Source organism: Streptomyces sp. NPDC048275 (assembly GCF_040652275.1).
GTDB lineage: Bacteria > Actinomycetota > Actinomycetes > Streptomycetales > Streptomycetaceae > Streptomyces.
On the sequence record NZ_JBEZLR010000084.1, the window covers coordinates 29,268 to 42,407 of the forward strand.

Here is a 13,140-nt window from a genome sequence, read left to right on the forward strand (position 1 = left end):
AGGCTTCCCCCGGGCGGGGGAGACGGCGTCCCCCCGCGGGGGAGGTGACGGCCCCTCAGCGGCGGCCAGGCTGGGGCCATGACCAGCATCGACGTCCAAGACCTCACCAAGGAGTACGGCAGCACACGCGCCGTGGACCAGCTCACCTTCAGCGTTCTCCCCGGCCGCGTCACCGGCTTCCTCGGTCCCAACGGCGCCGGAAAGTCCACCACCATGCGGCTCGTGCTCGGCCTGGACCGGCCCACGTCCGGCACCGCCACCGTCGGCGGCCGCGCCTACGCCACCCTCCACGAGCCGCTGCGCCACGTCGGCGCCCTGCTCGACGCGCAGGCCCCGCACGGATCGCGGACCGCCCGTGACCATCTGAGGGCGCTCGCCGCGAGCCACCGCATCCCGGAGCGCCGCGTGGACGAGGTCCTCGAGGAGGTGGGGCTCGCTTCCGTCGCGCGGCGCCGGGTGAAGACGTACTCCCTTGGCATGCGCCAGCGACTGGGCGTCGCGGGAGCGCTCCTCGGGGACCCGCCCGTCGTGCTGCTCGACGAACCGTCGAACGGGCTCGATCCCGAAGGGATCATCTGGATCCGGGAGTTGATGCGCGGGCTGGCCCGGGAGGGCCGTACCGTCCTGGTCTCCAGCCACCTGATGAACGAGACCGCGTCGTTCGCCGACCACCTCGTCGTCCTCGGCCGGGGCCGACTCCTCGCCGACACACCCATGCGGGGATTCATCGACGCGCGCGTGCAGCCCCGGGTACGGGTGCGCACCACCGACGGTGGCGCTCTGGGCGGCCTGTTCGCGGACCACGGCATCGAGGCCGTCGAGGGCGAGGACGGACGCTGGACCGTGTTCCACGCACGCGTGGAGGACATCGGGCACCTCACCTCGGCCGCGGGCGTGACCGTCCTCGAACTCGCGGCGGAGGAAGGCACGTTGGAGCAGGCCTACCTGGATCTGACGGCCACCGAGACCGAGTTCGCCGCCACGCCGTCCCCGACGCAGCCTCAGGAGGCCTGACCATGACATTCGCACCCGCACTCCGCGCGGAGTGGATCAAGATCCGGACCCTGCGGTCGATGGTCGGAGCCCTGTGCGGCGTCGTTCTCGCCACCGCGCTGTTCTCCGCGATCGCCGGACTCGACTCCGAGGGCGAGGAGTTCGACCCACTGTTCTCGGCGTTCTTCGGCGTCAGCTTCGGACAGATCGCGGCGATCACCTTCGGCGCGCAGGCCGTCTCGGCTGAGTTCCAGGGCGGCGCGCTGCGGGTGTCGCTGGCCGCGATGCCCGACCGGGTGCGGTGGTTCGCGGCCAAGGCCGTGGCGATCGCGATCCCCGTGCTGGCCGTCGGCCTGGCCACGGGAGCGGTGAGCCTGGCTGTGGGGAAGGCGACTCTCGGGACGAAGGCGAGCGGCCTGACCTGGAGCGAGGGGCTGCGTGGCGTCGCCGGCTGCGGCATCTACCTGGCGCTGATGGCCCTGTTCGCGGCCGGCCTCGCCGCAGTCCTGCGCAGCGGTGTCGCCACGCTGAGCATCCTGATCCCGTTCCTGCTGATCGTCTCCTTTGTCGTCGGGACCGCGTCGGCAGGCGTCGCCGACTTCCTGCCCGACAAGGCGGGCCAGGTAGTCTTCCACGAGACGTGGGACGGTGTCCTGGGCCCCTGGACGGGGCTCGCCGTGACCGCGGCCTGGACGGCGGCAGCCCTGGTCGCCGGCGCGTGGAGCGTACGGCGTCGCGACGCCTGACTCCTCAGGCCCCTGTGACCTGCTCAGCGGCCTGTGCGGCTTCCCGCAACCGCCCGAACTCCTCCGCCATCGTCGCCGCCGTCCAATGGGCGTTGAGCCCACTGGGATTGGGCAGCACCCACACCCGGCTCTTCCCGATCGTCCGCTCCTGCGGCCCGACTTGAGCCTTGCGGTCACCGAACGCGGCCCGGTACGCCATCACGCCCACCACCGCCAGCCACCCCGGCCGCAGCCGCTCCACCTTGGCGCTCAGCAGCCGCCCGCCCTCGCGGTACTCCTCCGCGGTCAGCTCGTCGGCTCGCGCGCTCGCACGCGCCACCACGTTGGTGATGCCCAGCCCGTACGACAGCAACTCGCCCTGCTCCGACGGCTTCAGCAGCCGCGGCGTGAACCCGGAAAGGTGCAGCACGGGCCAGAACCGGTTGCCGGGGCGGGCGAAATGGTGGCCCGTGGCGGCCGTCATCAGGCCTGGATTGATGCCGCAGAAAAGTACCTCGAGGCCGTCCGCGACGACATCCGGCACCAGCCGGTCGCGGGCGGCCTCCAGGTCCGCGGCAGTCAGCCGCGTCAGAGGATCGCTCCCGGCGTGTAGCCCGCCGCCTCCGGGTGCTGCTTCACGATCTCCTCGATACGAGCGACGACGACGGCGACCTGGTCGGCGGCGGCACCCGTGAAGGACAGCTTGTCGGCCATCAGGTCGTCGAGCTGAGCGCGGTCCAGCGGGATGCGCTCGTCCGCGGCGAGCTTGTCGAGCAGCTCGTTGCGCTCGGCGCCCTGCTCGCGCATGGCGAGGGCCGAGGCGACCGCGTTCTCCTTGATCGCCTCGTGCGCGACCTCGCGGCCGACGCCCGCGCGCACCGCGCCCATCAGGACCTTGGTCGTCGCGAGGAACGGCAGGTAGCGGTCCAGCTCGCGCGCGACGACGGCCGGGAAGGCCCCGAACTCGTCGAGGACCGTGAGGAAGGTCTCCAGCAGACCGTCCAGCGCGAAGAACGCGTCGGGCAGCGCGACCCGGCGTACGACCGAGCACGACACGTCGCCCTCGTTCCACTGGTCGCCCGCCAGCTCGCCGGTCATCGAGGCGTAGCCGCGCAGGATGACCATCAGGCCGTTGACGCGCTCGCAGGAGCGGGTGTTCATCTTGTGCGGCATCGCGGAGGAGCCGACCTGGCCCGGCTTGAAGCCCTCGGTCACCAGCTCGTGCCCGGCCATCAGCCGGATCGTCTTGGCGGTCGAGGACGGGGCGGCCGCCAGCTGCACCAGCGCGGTCACGACCTCGTAGTCGAGCGAGCGCGGGTAGACCTGGCCGACGGAGGTGAAGGCCTGCGAGAAGCCGAGGTGCCGGGCGATGCGCTGCTCCAGGTCGGCGAGCTTCGCCGCGTCGCCGCCGAGCAGGTCCAGCATGTCCTGGGCCGTGCCGACCGGGCCCTTGATGCCGCGCAGCGGGTAGCGGCCGAGCAGTTCCTCGACCCGGCCGTACGCGACGAGCAGCTCGTCGGCGGCGGTCGCGAAGCGCTTGCCGAGCGTGGTCGCCTGCGCCGCGACGTTGTGCGAGCGGCCGGCCATGACCAGCTCGGCGTACTCGCCCGCGAGCTTCCCGAGCCGCGCCAGGACGGCCACCGTACGGTCGCGCATCAGCTCCAGCGAGAGCCGGATCTGCAGCTGCTCGACGTTCTCGGTGAGGTCCCTGGACGTCATGCCCTTGTGCACGTGCTCGTGCCCGGCGAGGTCGTTGAACTCCTCGATCCGCGCCTTCACGTCGTGCCGCGTGACCTTCTCGCGCTCGGCGATCGAGGCCAGGTCGACCTGGTCGAGCACGCGCTCGTAGTCGGCGATGGCGGCGTCCGGCACCTCGATCCCGAGGTCCTTCTGCGCCCGCAGCACGGCGAGCCAGAGTTGACGCTCCAGCTTCACCTTCTGCTCGGGGGACCAGAGCGTGGCGAGCTCGGTGGAGGCGTAGCGTCCGGCGAGGACGTTGGGGATACGGGGCTTTGCAGGCGCGGCAGTCACGTGGACGGAGTTTACCCGGCGTCCCGGGGGGCTCCGGAACGCCCGCACGGTCCAGAGAGCGCAGGTCAGCAGCCGACCTGCCCTACGGGCGGATGCCGTCGCAGGCGATCGGCAGATGGCGCGGGCCGCGCAGGACCGCGTTCTGCCGGTAGGGGGGTGGGTCCTCCAGCAGCCGGGGGTTCTCCAGCCTGCGGGCCAGCTCGCTCAGCGCGAGCTGTGCCTCCAGCCGGGCCAGCGGGGCGCCGAAGCAGGCGTGGATGCCGCTGCCGAGGCCCAGGTGCTGGATGTCCCCGCGGTCCGGGTCGAACCGCTCCGGATCCTTGAAGCGGTCGGGGTCACGGTTTCCCGCGGCCAGCACCAGCCACAGCGACGCGCCCTTGGGGATGGTGACGCCACGGACCTCGATGTCGGCGAGTGTGGTGCGCTGCGGCAGCAGCTGCACCGGTGGCTCGAATCGGAGCAACTCCTCGACGATGGGGACGGACAGCTTCGGGTCGTCGCGCAGCCGCCCGAGGACGTCGGGGTTGCGCAGCAGGGTCAGCATGCCGTTGGTGATGAGGTTGACCGTGGTCTCATGACCGGCGACCAGCAGAAGTACCGCGCTGCTCAGGAGTTCCATCGTCGTCATGGTGCCGTCCGGTCCGTGCCCGGTGGCCAACTCCGACAGCATGTCGTCGCCGGGCTTTTTGCGGCGTTCCTCGATGAGCCCGTTCAGATACATGCCCAGCTCCATGCGGGCACTCTGCGTCACCTTGGCGCGCTCGTCGGGATCGGCGTCCGGGTCGGGGTCCAGGCCGGCGGCAAGGGTGTCCGCCCAGGTGTGGAAGCGTGCCTCGTCCTCCCGCGGCACTCCCAGCAGCCTGCAGATCACGGTCACCGGGAAGGGATACGAGAACTGGTCGACCAGATCGATCCGCTCCGTGTCGCCGATACCGTCGATGAGCCCGGAGACGATGTCGTGCAGTTCGCCGCTTATGTCGTAGACACGTCGCGGGCAGTGCGGTGGGCCGAAGGGCCGGTTCGTCATCCGCCGCAGCCGGTCGTGCTCCGGCGGGTCGAGCCGCAGGAAGCTCGGCGGCAGGGCCGTCTCCTCCTCCTCGCCGGCCAGGGGCCCGCTCGCCGTCGCCTTCAGATTGCGGGCGTCCGAGCTGATCCGTGGATCGTGCAGAAGGCTCTGGATGTCGTAGTACCCGCTGACGACGTACGGCCCGTCAGCGTCGTGGAGCACCGGCGTTCTGCGCAGCTCCTCGTACAGCGGATACGGGTTGGCACGGTGGGTGTAGTCGAGAATCTGCCGCAGGATGGCGTGCGTCATGGTGCGTCCTCGTGAGCGTCGGATCAGTGCCGGCCGGGAGTGAACGTCAGCCGCCGGTCGTCCGGCGAATATCCGCTGAGGGTGACGGTCGGGCCGTGCGTGGGCACGGACGGGTCGGGGAAGTCCGCGGGCATCGGCTGCTGCCCCTCGGGGCGACGGTCCACCGTGGGGAAGGGCGGCGGGAACGGCGCCGTGGTCTCGATGAGCTGCTGGTAGAACTGCAGCCACCTCGACTGGTCGAAGGTGACGGCGGCGATGACGCGCCCCTGATAGCCGTATACGCCGGTGAATCTGCGCTCTCTGAGGGAGCCCTGCGCGACGAGGATCTCCGTTCCCATCGACGGCACCCCGACGGACTTGATGTTCACGCCGAACTGGGAGGACCAGAAGGCGGGCACCCAGATGTGGGGGCGGCGGTCCGCGCTTTCGCTCACCATGTTGTGTGCCGCGGTCTCGGCCTGGGAGACGGCGTTGCCCCAGTGCTCCAGGGACAGGAACTGGTATCCGAACAGCGGATGCGGGGATCGTGCGACGTCCCCGGCCACGAAGATGTCGTCGGTCACGATGCCCCGGATGTCGAAGGCCCGGCAGCCGGCGTCACACGCGATGCCCCGGGGGCCCGCGCCGAGTTCGGATCCGGCGAGCCATTCGGTGTTGCGCAGGGCGCCCAGGGACACGACCACCACATCGGCGTCGACGGTGTTCCCGTCGGACAGATGCGCGGCCCGGACGCGTCCCGCCGAGTCGCCCTCCAGGCCGGTCACCATGATGCCGCAGCGCAGGTCGACGCCGTGCTCGCGGTGCATCTCGGCCGCGACCTCGCCGATGACTCCGCCGAGTGCTCCGACCAGGGGCGCGGCGCCCCGTTCGGCCACGGTGACCGCGATCCCGCGTTCCCGGCAGGCGGAGGCGATCTCCGAGCCGGTGAACCCGGCGCCGATGACGAGCACCCGGCGGGGACCCTGCGCGAGCGCGCGCTCCAGCGCCACGGCGTCGTCGCGGGTCCGCAGCACGAACACCCCGTCGAGCTGCGCCTCGTTCTCCTGAGGCCAGGGCCTGGCCCGTACGCCGGTGGCGATGAGCAGCCGGTCGTACTCCACTTCGTCGCCGTCGGCCAGCCGGACCCGCCTGGCCGCCATGTCGAGACCGGCGGCCGGCACCCCGAGGCGCCACCGCGCGTCGATGTTCCGGCGCCGGGGCAGGAGGGTGCGGTCGGCATTCGCTTTGCCCAGCAGGACCTGCTTGGACAGCGGGGGGCGGTCGTACGGTTTGTACGGCTCGTCCCCGATCATCGTGAGCGAGCCGGTGAAGCCCTCCGCACGCAAGGTCTCCGCGGCCCGCAGCCCCGCCAGCGAAGCGCCGACGACGACGATGCGCCCTTCGCGCTTGAACCGGTTCAGGTATCCGTCACTGTCCACCGGTCGCCTCCCGGTCGGGGCCGGAAGCTTCGTCCACGGCGTCCGCCTCGACGAGGATGGCCTGGACGGGGCACGCGGCGACGGCGCGTTCCACTTCGTCGCGTCCCCGCTCGTCGGCGTGCGGGTTGTAGAGCAACGCCTCGTCTCCGTGCATGGTGAAAACGTCAGGAGCGAGGAACGCGCACTGCGCGTAGCCCTGGCATCGGTTGAGATCGACGACAAGCCTCACCGAGGATCAGCCTTTCCGTGGTCCCCTCTCGCCCCCTCGCTGCCAGCATGGGCGAGACGGCGCGCAGCCGCTCACCAGGGGCGGCCGATGGGAGGACGACTCACTTCGTGTCGCCGGTGGGGGGCGAATCGGGCAGACCGACGCGGAGAATGTGGATGCTGACGACCAGTGCCCAGACCGGGAAGGCCAGCTCGGACCAGGGCAGGCCGGCCCCCACAAGGAGCAGGACAAGACCCACGAGGTACCCGAAGACGGCGAGCGGACGGGGCAAGACGCCGAGGCGGTGCCCGATGGTCGAGGTGGTGAAGATGAACACCGCCGCCATCCGGAGCGCGTACGTCGTCATCAGTGTGTACGCGAAGTGGCGGCCGAAGCCCGAGGGCTGAGTCTCGTTCAGTACGGTCCCCGCCGCGGCACCGGCACCGAACATGGTGGCGACGAACACCAGCCCACTGCCCAGGAATGCGGTGGCGATGAATCTGTCCTCGGCTGCGCCGACCTGTGCGCGCAGGGCGCCCATGAACCACAGGAAGAAGATTCCCGCGAACGGGACGATCTCCAGTGCCGTACGCACCGCCCACCGCATGTCCGGATCGACCGCCGCGCCGCCGGCGTCCCCCGCGGGGATGGAGATCCGCATCAGCACGATGGCGACCGCCAGCAGTACCGCGAACACCGCCCCCGCCATGCCGGCGGCCCGCGGCGTCCGCAACCGCTCCTCCTTCGGCTCCATGGGCACTCGCTTTCTCTCCCGATGCCGCTCTCGGTCCAGCAAGCAGGACCGGGCACGCCCGCGCCACCGGGGGCCATCCGTGGGAGTGAGCGCTCAGGCAGGCCGAGCGCCCGCCGTCGAGCCGTCCGCGATCTCGGCCAGGATGTCGCCGTGGCACAGCTCGGGTGCGCACCAGCACGCCAGCGTCTTGCCGCGCAGGGCGGGCACCTGGGCGAGCAGGTCGGGGCGTTCGAGGAGATACGCCCGGTATTTGGCCATGACCTCGGCGCGGGTTCCGTCGCGCTTCTTGGTGGGGGTGTCGTAGGCGAACGGGTTGTAGAGCGGGTGCTGCGGGAGGTCCCAGTGCCCCATGGTCCAGCGGCGGCCGATGTAGACGAGGTCCGGTGGGGCCTTCTCCAGGCGGGGGCCGAAGTCGTGAATGCGGCCCTTGAGGTTGATCACGGTGGTGGGCATGGGACTTCCTTCTCCCGTACGGGCTCCCTCCCGCCGTATCTACCCCGCCGACCCCTCGTACGGCAGCAGCTCCGGCCGTTTGGCCGGGCGTCCGTCACCCGATGAGCGGCCCGTCAACCGTCGCCCGATCCATGGCAGCAGGTACTGCTTGGCGAAGCGGGCGTCGGTGGTACGGCGGGCGACCCATCCGGGCGGCGCCGTGGGCGGCATCGGCGTACGCCAGTCCGTGTCCTGCGGCTCGTAGCCCAGCGTCTGCCACACGGCCTCCGCGACCCGGCGGTGTCCCTCGGCCGTCAGGTGCAGCCGGTCCACGTCCCACAGGCGGGGGTCGGCGAGCGAGGGCGCCCCGTACAGGTCGACGACCAGCGCGCCGTGCCGGTCGGCGAGGTCCTCGACGCAGGCGAAGAGTTCCTCCATGCGCGGCCGGAACCGTTCGAGTACCGGGCCGTTGCGGCCGGGGCTGCGCATCAGGACGAGCTGCTTGCAGGCGGGGGCGAGCCGCTCCACGGCCTCCTCCAGGAGCCCGCGGACGCGCTCCATGTCGACCTTGGGCCGCAGCGTGTCGTTGAGCCCGCCCACGAGGGTGATCACGTCGGGCCGCATGGCAGCCGCCACGTCCACCTGCTCCTCGACGATCTGTCCCATGAGCTTGCCGCGCACCGCGAGGTTGGCGTACTGGAAACCGGGCGTTCGCGCGGCCATCCGGCTCGCCAGGAGATCGGCCCAGCCGCGGTAGGAGCCGTCGGGCAGCAGGTCCGACATGCCCTCGGTGAAGGAGTCGCCGATCGCGACAAGACTGGTGTAATTGGCATTCGTCTGCATGGCGGGAAAGATGATAACCCGTGCGCCTACTCGTCGGTAGGTCGGGCCGCCGGGCCCCGGACGGCCCGGCGGTGCTCATGCCGACTGGCCGAACAGCTCCCTCAGGACGTCCTCCATCGTCACCAGCCCCGCGAGCCGCCCGTCGCTGCCCATGACCGCCGCGAGATGCGTACGACTACGCCGCATCGCCGTGAGCACGTCGTCCAGCGGGGTGCTCTCCCGGACGCGCGCGATGGGCCGCATGTCCTGCACCCGGAACGGCAGGTCGCGCGGCATCGCGTCCAGCGCGTCCTTGACGTGCAGATAGCCCACGATGCGGCGCCCCTCGTCCACCACGGGGAAGCGGGAGAAACCGGACTCGGCGGATAGCCGCTCCAATTCCTCCGGAGTGACGCCCACGCGCGCGTAGACGATGGATTCCAGCGGGAGCACGACGTCGCGCACCGGGCGGCGGCCCAGCTCCAGCGCGTCGTGCAGCCGCTCCTGGGCGCGGTCGTCGAGGAGCCCGGCGGCGGTGGAGTCCTGGACCAGGCGGGCGAGTTCGTCGTCGGAGAAGGTCGCGGAGACCTCGTCCTTCGTCTCGACCCGCAGCAGCTTCAGCAACCCGTTCGCGAAGGCGTTGATCGTGAAGATCACTGGGCGCAACGCGCGCGAGAGCGCCACCAGCGGCGGCCCGAGCAGCAGCGCGGTGCGCACCGGCTCCGCGAGCGCGATGTTCTTCGGCACCATCTCGCCGAGCAGCATGTGCAGATAGGTCGCCAGGGCGAGCGCGATCACGAACGAGACGGCGTGGCCCGCGCTCTGCGACACCCCCACCGCGTGGAACACCGGTTCCAGCAGGTGCGCGATAGCGGGCTCGGCCACGACGCCGAGGACCAGCGTGCACAGGGTGATGCCCAGCTGTGCGGCGGCCATCAGCGCGGACACGTGCTCCAGACCCCACAGCACACTGCGCGCCCGCCGGTCGCCCCGCTCGGAATGTGGCTCGATCTGACTGCGGCGCACCGAGATCAGCGCGAACTCGGCGCCCACGAAGAAGGCGTTCACGACCAGCGTCGCAAAGCCGATCAGCAGTTGTACGGCGGTCATCGCTTCCCCTCCTCCTCGTCACGCGGCGCGCGCAACAGCACCCGTGAGGCCCGCCGCCCCGAGGCGTCCACCACTTCGAGCCGCCATCCGGCGACCTCGAGGGTGTCCCCGACCGCGGGAATGCGGCCGAGCCCGGTCGCCATGAAACCGGCCAGCGTCTCGTACGGACCGTCGGGCACCAGCAGTCCGACGCGTGCCAGGTGGTCGGTGCGGGCGGATCCGTCGGCCGAGTACAGCGCGCGCCCCTCGTCGTCCGTGCCGGCCGGGGCGAGGTCGGGCGTCTCGTGCGGGTCGTGCTCGTCGCGGACCTCGCCGACGACCTCCTCCACGATGTCCTCCAGGGTGGCGACCCCGGCGGTGCCGCCATACTCGTCGATGATCACGGCCATGGTGCGTTTGCCCTCGAGCCGGTCCAGCAACCGCTCGACGGTCAGTGACTCCGGGACGAGCAGCGGCTCGCGCATGACCTGGGCGACACGTGTCTGCGTCCGGCGTTCGGCGGGGACGGTCAGTACGTCCTTGATGTGTGCGATGCCGACGACCGAGTCGAGACTGCCGCGATAGACGGGGAAACGGGACAGGCCCGTCGCCCGCGTCGCGTTCGCCACGTCCTCGCAGGTCGCTTGGACGTCCAGCGCGATGACCTGGACCCGCGGGGTCATCACGTTCTCCGCGGTGAGGTCCGCGAGATTGAGGGTGCGCACGAACAGCTCGGCGGTGTCTGCTTCCAGGGCGCCCTGTTTGGCGGAGTGCCGGGCAAGGGCCACCAGTTCCTGGGGTCCGCGCGCGGAGGCCAGCTCCTCGGCGGGCTCGAGGCCGAAACGGCGTACGACATGGTTCGCCGTGTTGTTGAGGTGCGTGATGAACGGGCGGAACGAGGCGCTGAACCAGCGCTGTGGCGTCGCCACCCGCTTGGCCACGGCGAGTGGCGAGGAGATCGCCCAGTTCTTGGGCACGAGCTCACCGACGACCATGAGGAAGACCGTCGACAGCGCCGTAGCGATGACCAGTGCCACCGAGTGCGACGCGGAGCTCGACACACCGATCGACTCCAGCGGACCCGCGATCAGCTTGGCGATGGACGACTCGGCGAGCATGCCGACGACCAGGTTGGTGACGGTGATGCCGAGCTGGGCGCCGGAGAGCTGGAAAGTGAGGTTCCGTACCGCCTTGAGGGCTCCCGACGCACCGCGCTCGCCGCGTTCGACGGCGTGCTCCAGCTCGCTGCGCTCGACCGTGGTCAGCGAGAACTCCGCCGCGACGAAGGCGCCACAGGCCACGGAGAGCAGAATCGCCACCAGAAGGAGCAGCGTTTCGGTCATCGGGTCACCTCCGTCCCATGATCGGCCAGGGGCGGGAGGATCGCGCGATGTCGGGTACTGGGAGGCTCGCCCATGGGCGGACGCTCACACCTTTCGTTTGGGGGATCGACGGATCGATCGATCCCCCAATAGTAAAGGACGAGCAAAGGGGCTCTTCGGTGGTCGGCGCCCCGTTCAGTCGGCGAGCGGCTTCACCCGACGGCATCACTGCTCCTCGGGCGCGTACCCGGCGGCGTCGGGATGCGCCGCGAGCCGGTACGGATGGCGGCGCCGGCCGTCGAAGCTGCTGACAAGCTTCCCCCTCCGCGCCTACAGGGGCTTGACCCAGCGCCGCCAGTGGTCCTCGCGCTGGTAGCCAGCCGCGGCCCAGGTGTGGTGTGCCCGTTCGTTGGTTTCCAGGACCATGGCGTCGACGCGTCGCCCGCCCAGCGCGGCGAAGCGTTGTTCGGCGGCTTCGAGCAGAGCGGTGGCGATGCCTTGTCGGCGGTGGTTCGGGTGTACGGCCAGTCGGTAGGCGGAGCATCGCCATCCGTCGAAGCCGGCTATGACGGTTCCTGTGAGGAGGCCGTCGCGCTCGGCGAGGAGCAGGGCTTCGGGGTCCCGTGTGAGGAGACGGGCCACTCCGTCGTGGTCGTCGCTGATGCTGGTTCCTTCCGCGGCTTCGCGCCAGAACTGCAGCACGGTGTCGATGTCCGCGAGGGTGGCGCAGCGGATGTGAAGATCGCTCATGGGGCGAGCCAAGCAGAGCGCTCACCTGTCTGGCGAACGGTTTCCGTGCCGAGGAATCGACGCCGGGCGTCTGATCACGCCGGTCTTCTGGTCCGTCCGCTGTGCTCTTGCTCCTCGTCCTTCGCGCCGTCGCCGTCGGGGGGTGCCGGGTGGTAGCCACCCGCGGCGATCTTGGCCACCATTGCGGCGAGATGCCCGCAGGCCCGCTCGACCTCCTTCTGGGTCTGGTTGCGCTCGCTGACGGCCGCCGCGACGAGCAGGGCGGTCAGCGAGGAGGAACCGTTGAACGCCTGCAGGGTGATCATGTTGGTGAGCAGGTCGTGACCGGCGAACAGGCCGGACCCCTGGGCGGCGGCGATGACCGCGAAGGTCGACACGGCCAGGGCGCAGGGCGCTGCCCCGGCCAGTTGGAAGCGGAAGGCCGCCCAGATCAGCAACGGGAAGCCGAGGAATATGAGGGGGGTGTTGCCGGTCTCCAGGACACCGACGCAGTAAGTGGCTGCGAGGAGCAGCAGCCCCTCCACCCAACGGGAGAGCGGAGCGTCCTTCGGCCAGCGTGCTGAGCGCAGAACGAGCAGGACCGGCGTCACCACCAGTACGCCCATCGCATCGCCGGTCCACCAGACCGACCACGTCGGCCAGAACTGGTCGGCACTCAGCACACCGGCGAGAGCCAGGGTCCCGCTGCCTGTCGTCGCGCTGACCAGCATCCCGGTGAACGCACCGAGAAAGATCAGCGCGAGCGCATCCCGCAAACGGTCCAATTCGATACGGAATCCCGTACGGCGCAGCAGCATGTACGAGCAGAGGGGCGCGAGGGTGTTTCCCGACGCGATCACGAGCACGGCCCAGACCGACGGCCCGAGGGAGGCGTTGACCAGGAGCGCGCCGAGCGCGATCCCGGGCCAGACCCGCGGGCCGCGCAGGAGCAGGCTCGCCAGGGCGATACCGGTCGGCGGCCACAGCGGGGTGACCTGGTCGCGCACCAGTTGCTGAAGGAGCCCCAGCTTGGCCGAGCCGTAGTACAGCGCGGCAACGACACAGATGTCCAGGGCAGCTGTATCACCGCGCCGGAGCTGTTCACGACGCGCGACAGTCATCGGGCGACCTCCGCATCGACATCGCCCCGAGGTCCATCATCCGCCGGATCCCTCAGATCCTCCATGGCGCCGTTGAGCTGGACGTTCGGCGGATCATGCCGGAGACGCGGGGTCTGGCACGCCGATCTGCGGCGTTGTCGTCGGTTGCCGACTCCCCCACTCTCGGCTTCGCTCGAGCGGG

General features: G+C 70.5%; 14 protein-coding genes. 2 read left to right on the forward strand and 12 right to left on the reverse strand.

The genetic code is table 11. From position 1 onward, the window contains the following. Positions 1 to 78: 78 nt before the first annotated feature. Together AB0D57_RS35490 and AB0D57_RS35495 are read left to right on the forward strand one after the other, a co-directional pair. On the forward strand, positions 79 to 1,014 hold the full coding sequence (locus tag AB0D57_RS35490) for an ABC transporter ATP-binding protein (protein WP_362082873.1): 936 nt from the start codon (positions 79 to 81) through the stop codon (positions 1,012 to 1,014). Between the two features lie 2 nt (positions 1,015 to 1,016). Further along, complete coding sequence (locus AB0D57_RS35495; RefSeq protein ID WP_362082876.1) at positions 1,017 to 1,739, forward strand: ABC transporter permease; 723 nt, start codon at positions 1,017 to 1,019, stop codon at positions 1,737 to 1,739. Between the two features lie 4 nt (positions 1,740 to 1,743). Here AB0D57_RS35495 and mug read toward each other — a convergent pair whose 3' ends face one another. The 12 genes from mug to AB0D57_RS35555 form a co-directional block, all read right to left on the reverse strand. Next, a complete protein-coding gene (gene mug, locus AB0D57_RS35500; protein ID WP_362082878.1) occupies positions 1,744 to 2,262 on the reverse strand; it encodes a G/U mismatch-specific DNA glycosylase in 519 nt (172 codons plus the stop codon). A 44-nt stretch (positions 2,263 to 2,306) separates the two neighbouring features. Then, on the reverse strand, positions 2,307 to 3,749 hold the full coding sequence (gene purB / locus AB0D57_RS35505; protein WP_362082881.1) for an adenylosuccinate lyase: 1,443 nt from the start codon (positions 3,747 to 3,749) through the stop codon (positions 2,307 to 2,309). Positions 3,750 to 3,831: 82 nt separating this feature from the next. Beyond that, positions 3,832 to 5,064, reverse strand: coding sequence for a cytochrome P450 (locus tag AB0D57_RS35510; protein ID WP_362082884.1), 1,233 nt, complete (start codon positions 5,062 to 5,064; stop codon positions 3,832 to 3,834). A 23-nt stretch (positions 5,065 to 5,087) separates the two neighbouring features. Next, entirely contained in the window at positions 5,088 to 6,482 is a 1,395-nt protein-coding gene (locus tag AB0D57_RS35515; RefSeq protein ID WP_362082887.1) for an FAD-dependent oxidoreductase, read from the reverse strand. Next, positions 6,472 to 6,711, reverse strand: a complete 240-nt coding sequence (locus tag AB0D57_RS35520; RefSeq protein WP_362082890.1) for a ferredoxin — start codon at positions 6,709 to 6,711, stop codon at positions 6,472 to 6,474. The genes AB0D57_RS35515 and AB0D57_RS35520 overlap by 11 nt, the downstream gene beginning before the upstream one ends. Positions 6,712 to 6,811: 100 nt before the next feature. Beyond that, positions 6,812 to 7,444, reverse strand: coding sequence for a hypothetical protein (locus tag AB0D57_RS35525; protein ID WP_362082911.1), 633 nt, complete (start codon positions 7,442 to 7,444; stop codon positions 6,812 to 6,814). A gap of 93 nt (positions 7,445 to 7,537) precedes the next feature. Beyond that, on the reverse strand, positions 7,538 to 7,897 hold the full coding sequence (locus tag AB0D57_RS35530; RefSeq protein WP_362082893.1) for a DUF4326 domain-containing protein: 360 nt from the start codon (positions 7,895 to 7,897) through the stop codon (positions 7,538 to 7,540). A gap of 39 nt (positions 7,898 to 7,936) precedes the next feature. Then, a complete protein-coding gene (locus tag AB0D57_RS35535; protein WP_362082896.1) occupies positions 7,937 to 8,719 on the reverse strand; it encodes an SGNH/GDSL hydrolase family protein in 783 nt (260 codons plus the stop codon). Positions 8,720 to 8,794: 75 nt separating this feature from the next. Then, entirely contained in the window at positions 8,795 to 9,808 is a 1,014-nt protein-coding gene (locus AB0D57_RS35540) for a hemolysin family protein (RefSeq protein WP_362082899.1), read from the reverse strand. Then, positions 9,805 to 11,130 carry a hemolysin family protein gene (locus tag AB0D57_RS35545; RefSeq protein WP_362082902.1) on the reverse strand — a complete coding sequence of 442 codons (1,326 nt, stop codon included), beginning with the start codon at positions 11,128 to 11,130 and terminating at the stop codon, positions 9,805 to 9,807. The genes AB0D57_RS35540 and AB0D57_RS35545 overlap by 4 nt, the downstream gene beginning before the upstream one ends. Before the next feature lie 309 nt (positions 11,131 to 11,439). After that, entirely contained in the window at positions 11,440 to 11,859 is a 420-nt protein-coding gene (locus AB0D57_RS35550) for a GNAT family N-acetyltransferase (RefSeq protein WP_362082905.1), read from the reverse strand. 74 nt (positions 11,860 to 11,933) lie between these two features. Next, positions 11,934 to 12,959 carry an MASE1 domain-containing protein gene (locus tag AB0D57_RS35555; RefSeq protein ID WP_362082908.1) on the reverse strand — a complete coding sequence of 342 codons (1,026 nt, stop codon included), beginning with the start codon at positions 12,957 to 12,959 and terminating at the stop codon, positions 11,934 to 11,936. Positions 12,960 to 13,140 lie beyond the last annotated feature (181 nt).

Bases quoted from the DNA above. Each gene is read 5' to 3' on its own strand.
- AB0D57_RS35490 (WP_362082873.1), top strand. From the start codon at position 79: ATGACCAGCATCGACGTCCAAGACCTCACCAAGGAGTACGGCAGCACA.
- AB0D57_RS35495 (WP_362082876.1), top strand. From the start codon at position 1,017: ATGACATTCGCACCCGCACTCCGCGCGGAGTGGATCAAGATCCGGACC.
- AB0D57_RS35510 (WP_362082884.1), bottom strand. From the start codon at position 5,064: ATGACGCACGCCATCCTGCGGCAGATTCTCGACTACACCCACCGTGCC.
- AB0D57_RS35525 (WP_362082911.1), bottom strand. From the start codon at position 7,444: ATGGAGCCGAAGGAGGAGCGGTTGCGGACGCCGCGGGCCGCCGGCATG.
- AB0D57_RS35530 (WP_362082893.1), bottom strand. From the start codon at position 7,897: ATGCCCACCACCGTGATCAACCTCAAGGGCCGCATTCACGACTTCGGC.
- AB0D57_RS35535 (WP_362082896.1), bottom strand. From the start codon at position 8,719: ATGCAGACGAATGCCAATTACACCAGTCTTGTCGCGATCGGCGACTCC.
- AB0D57_RS35540 (WP_362082899.1), bottom strand. From the start codon at position 9,808: ATGACCGCCGTACAACTGCTGATCGGCTTTGCGACGCTGGTCGTGAAC.
- AB0D57_RS35545 (WP_362082902.1), bottom strand. From the start codon at position 11,130: ATGACCGAAACGCTGCTCCTTCTGGTGGCGATTCTGCTCTCCGTGGCC.
- AB0D57_RS35550 (WP_362082905.1), bottom strand. From the start codon at position 11,859: ATGAGCGATCTTCACATCCGCTGCGCCACCCTCGCGGACATCGACACC.
- AB0D57_RS35555 (WP_362082908.1), bottom strand. From the start codon at position 12,959: ATGACTGTCGCGCGTCGTGAACAGCTCCGGCGCGGTGATACAGCTGCC.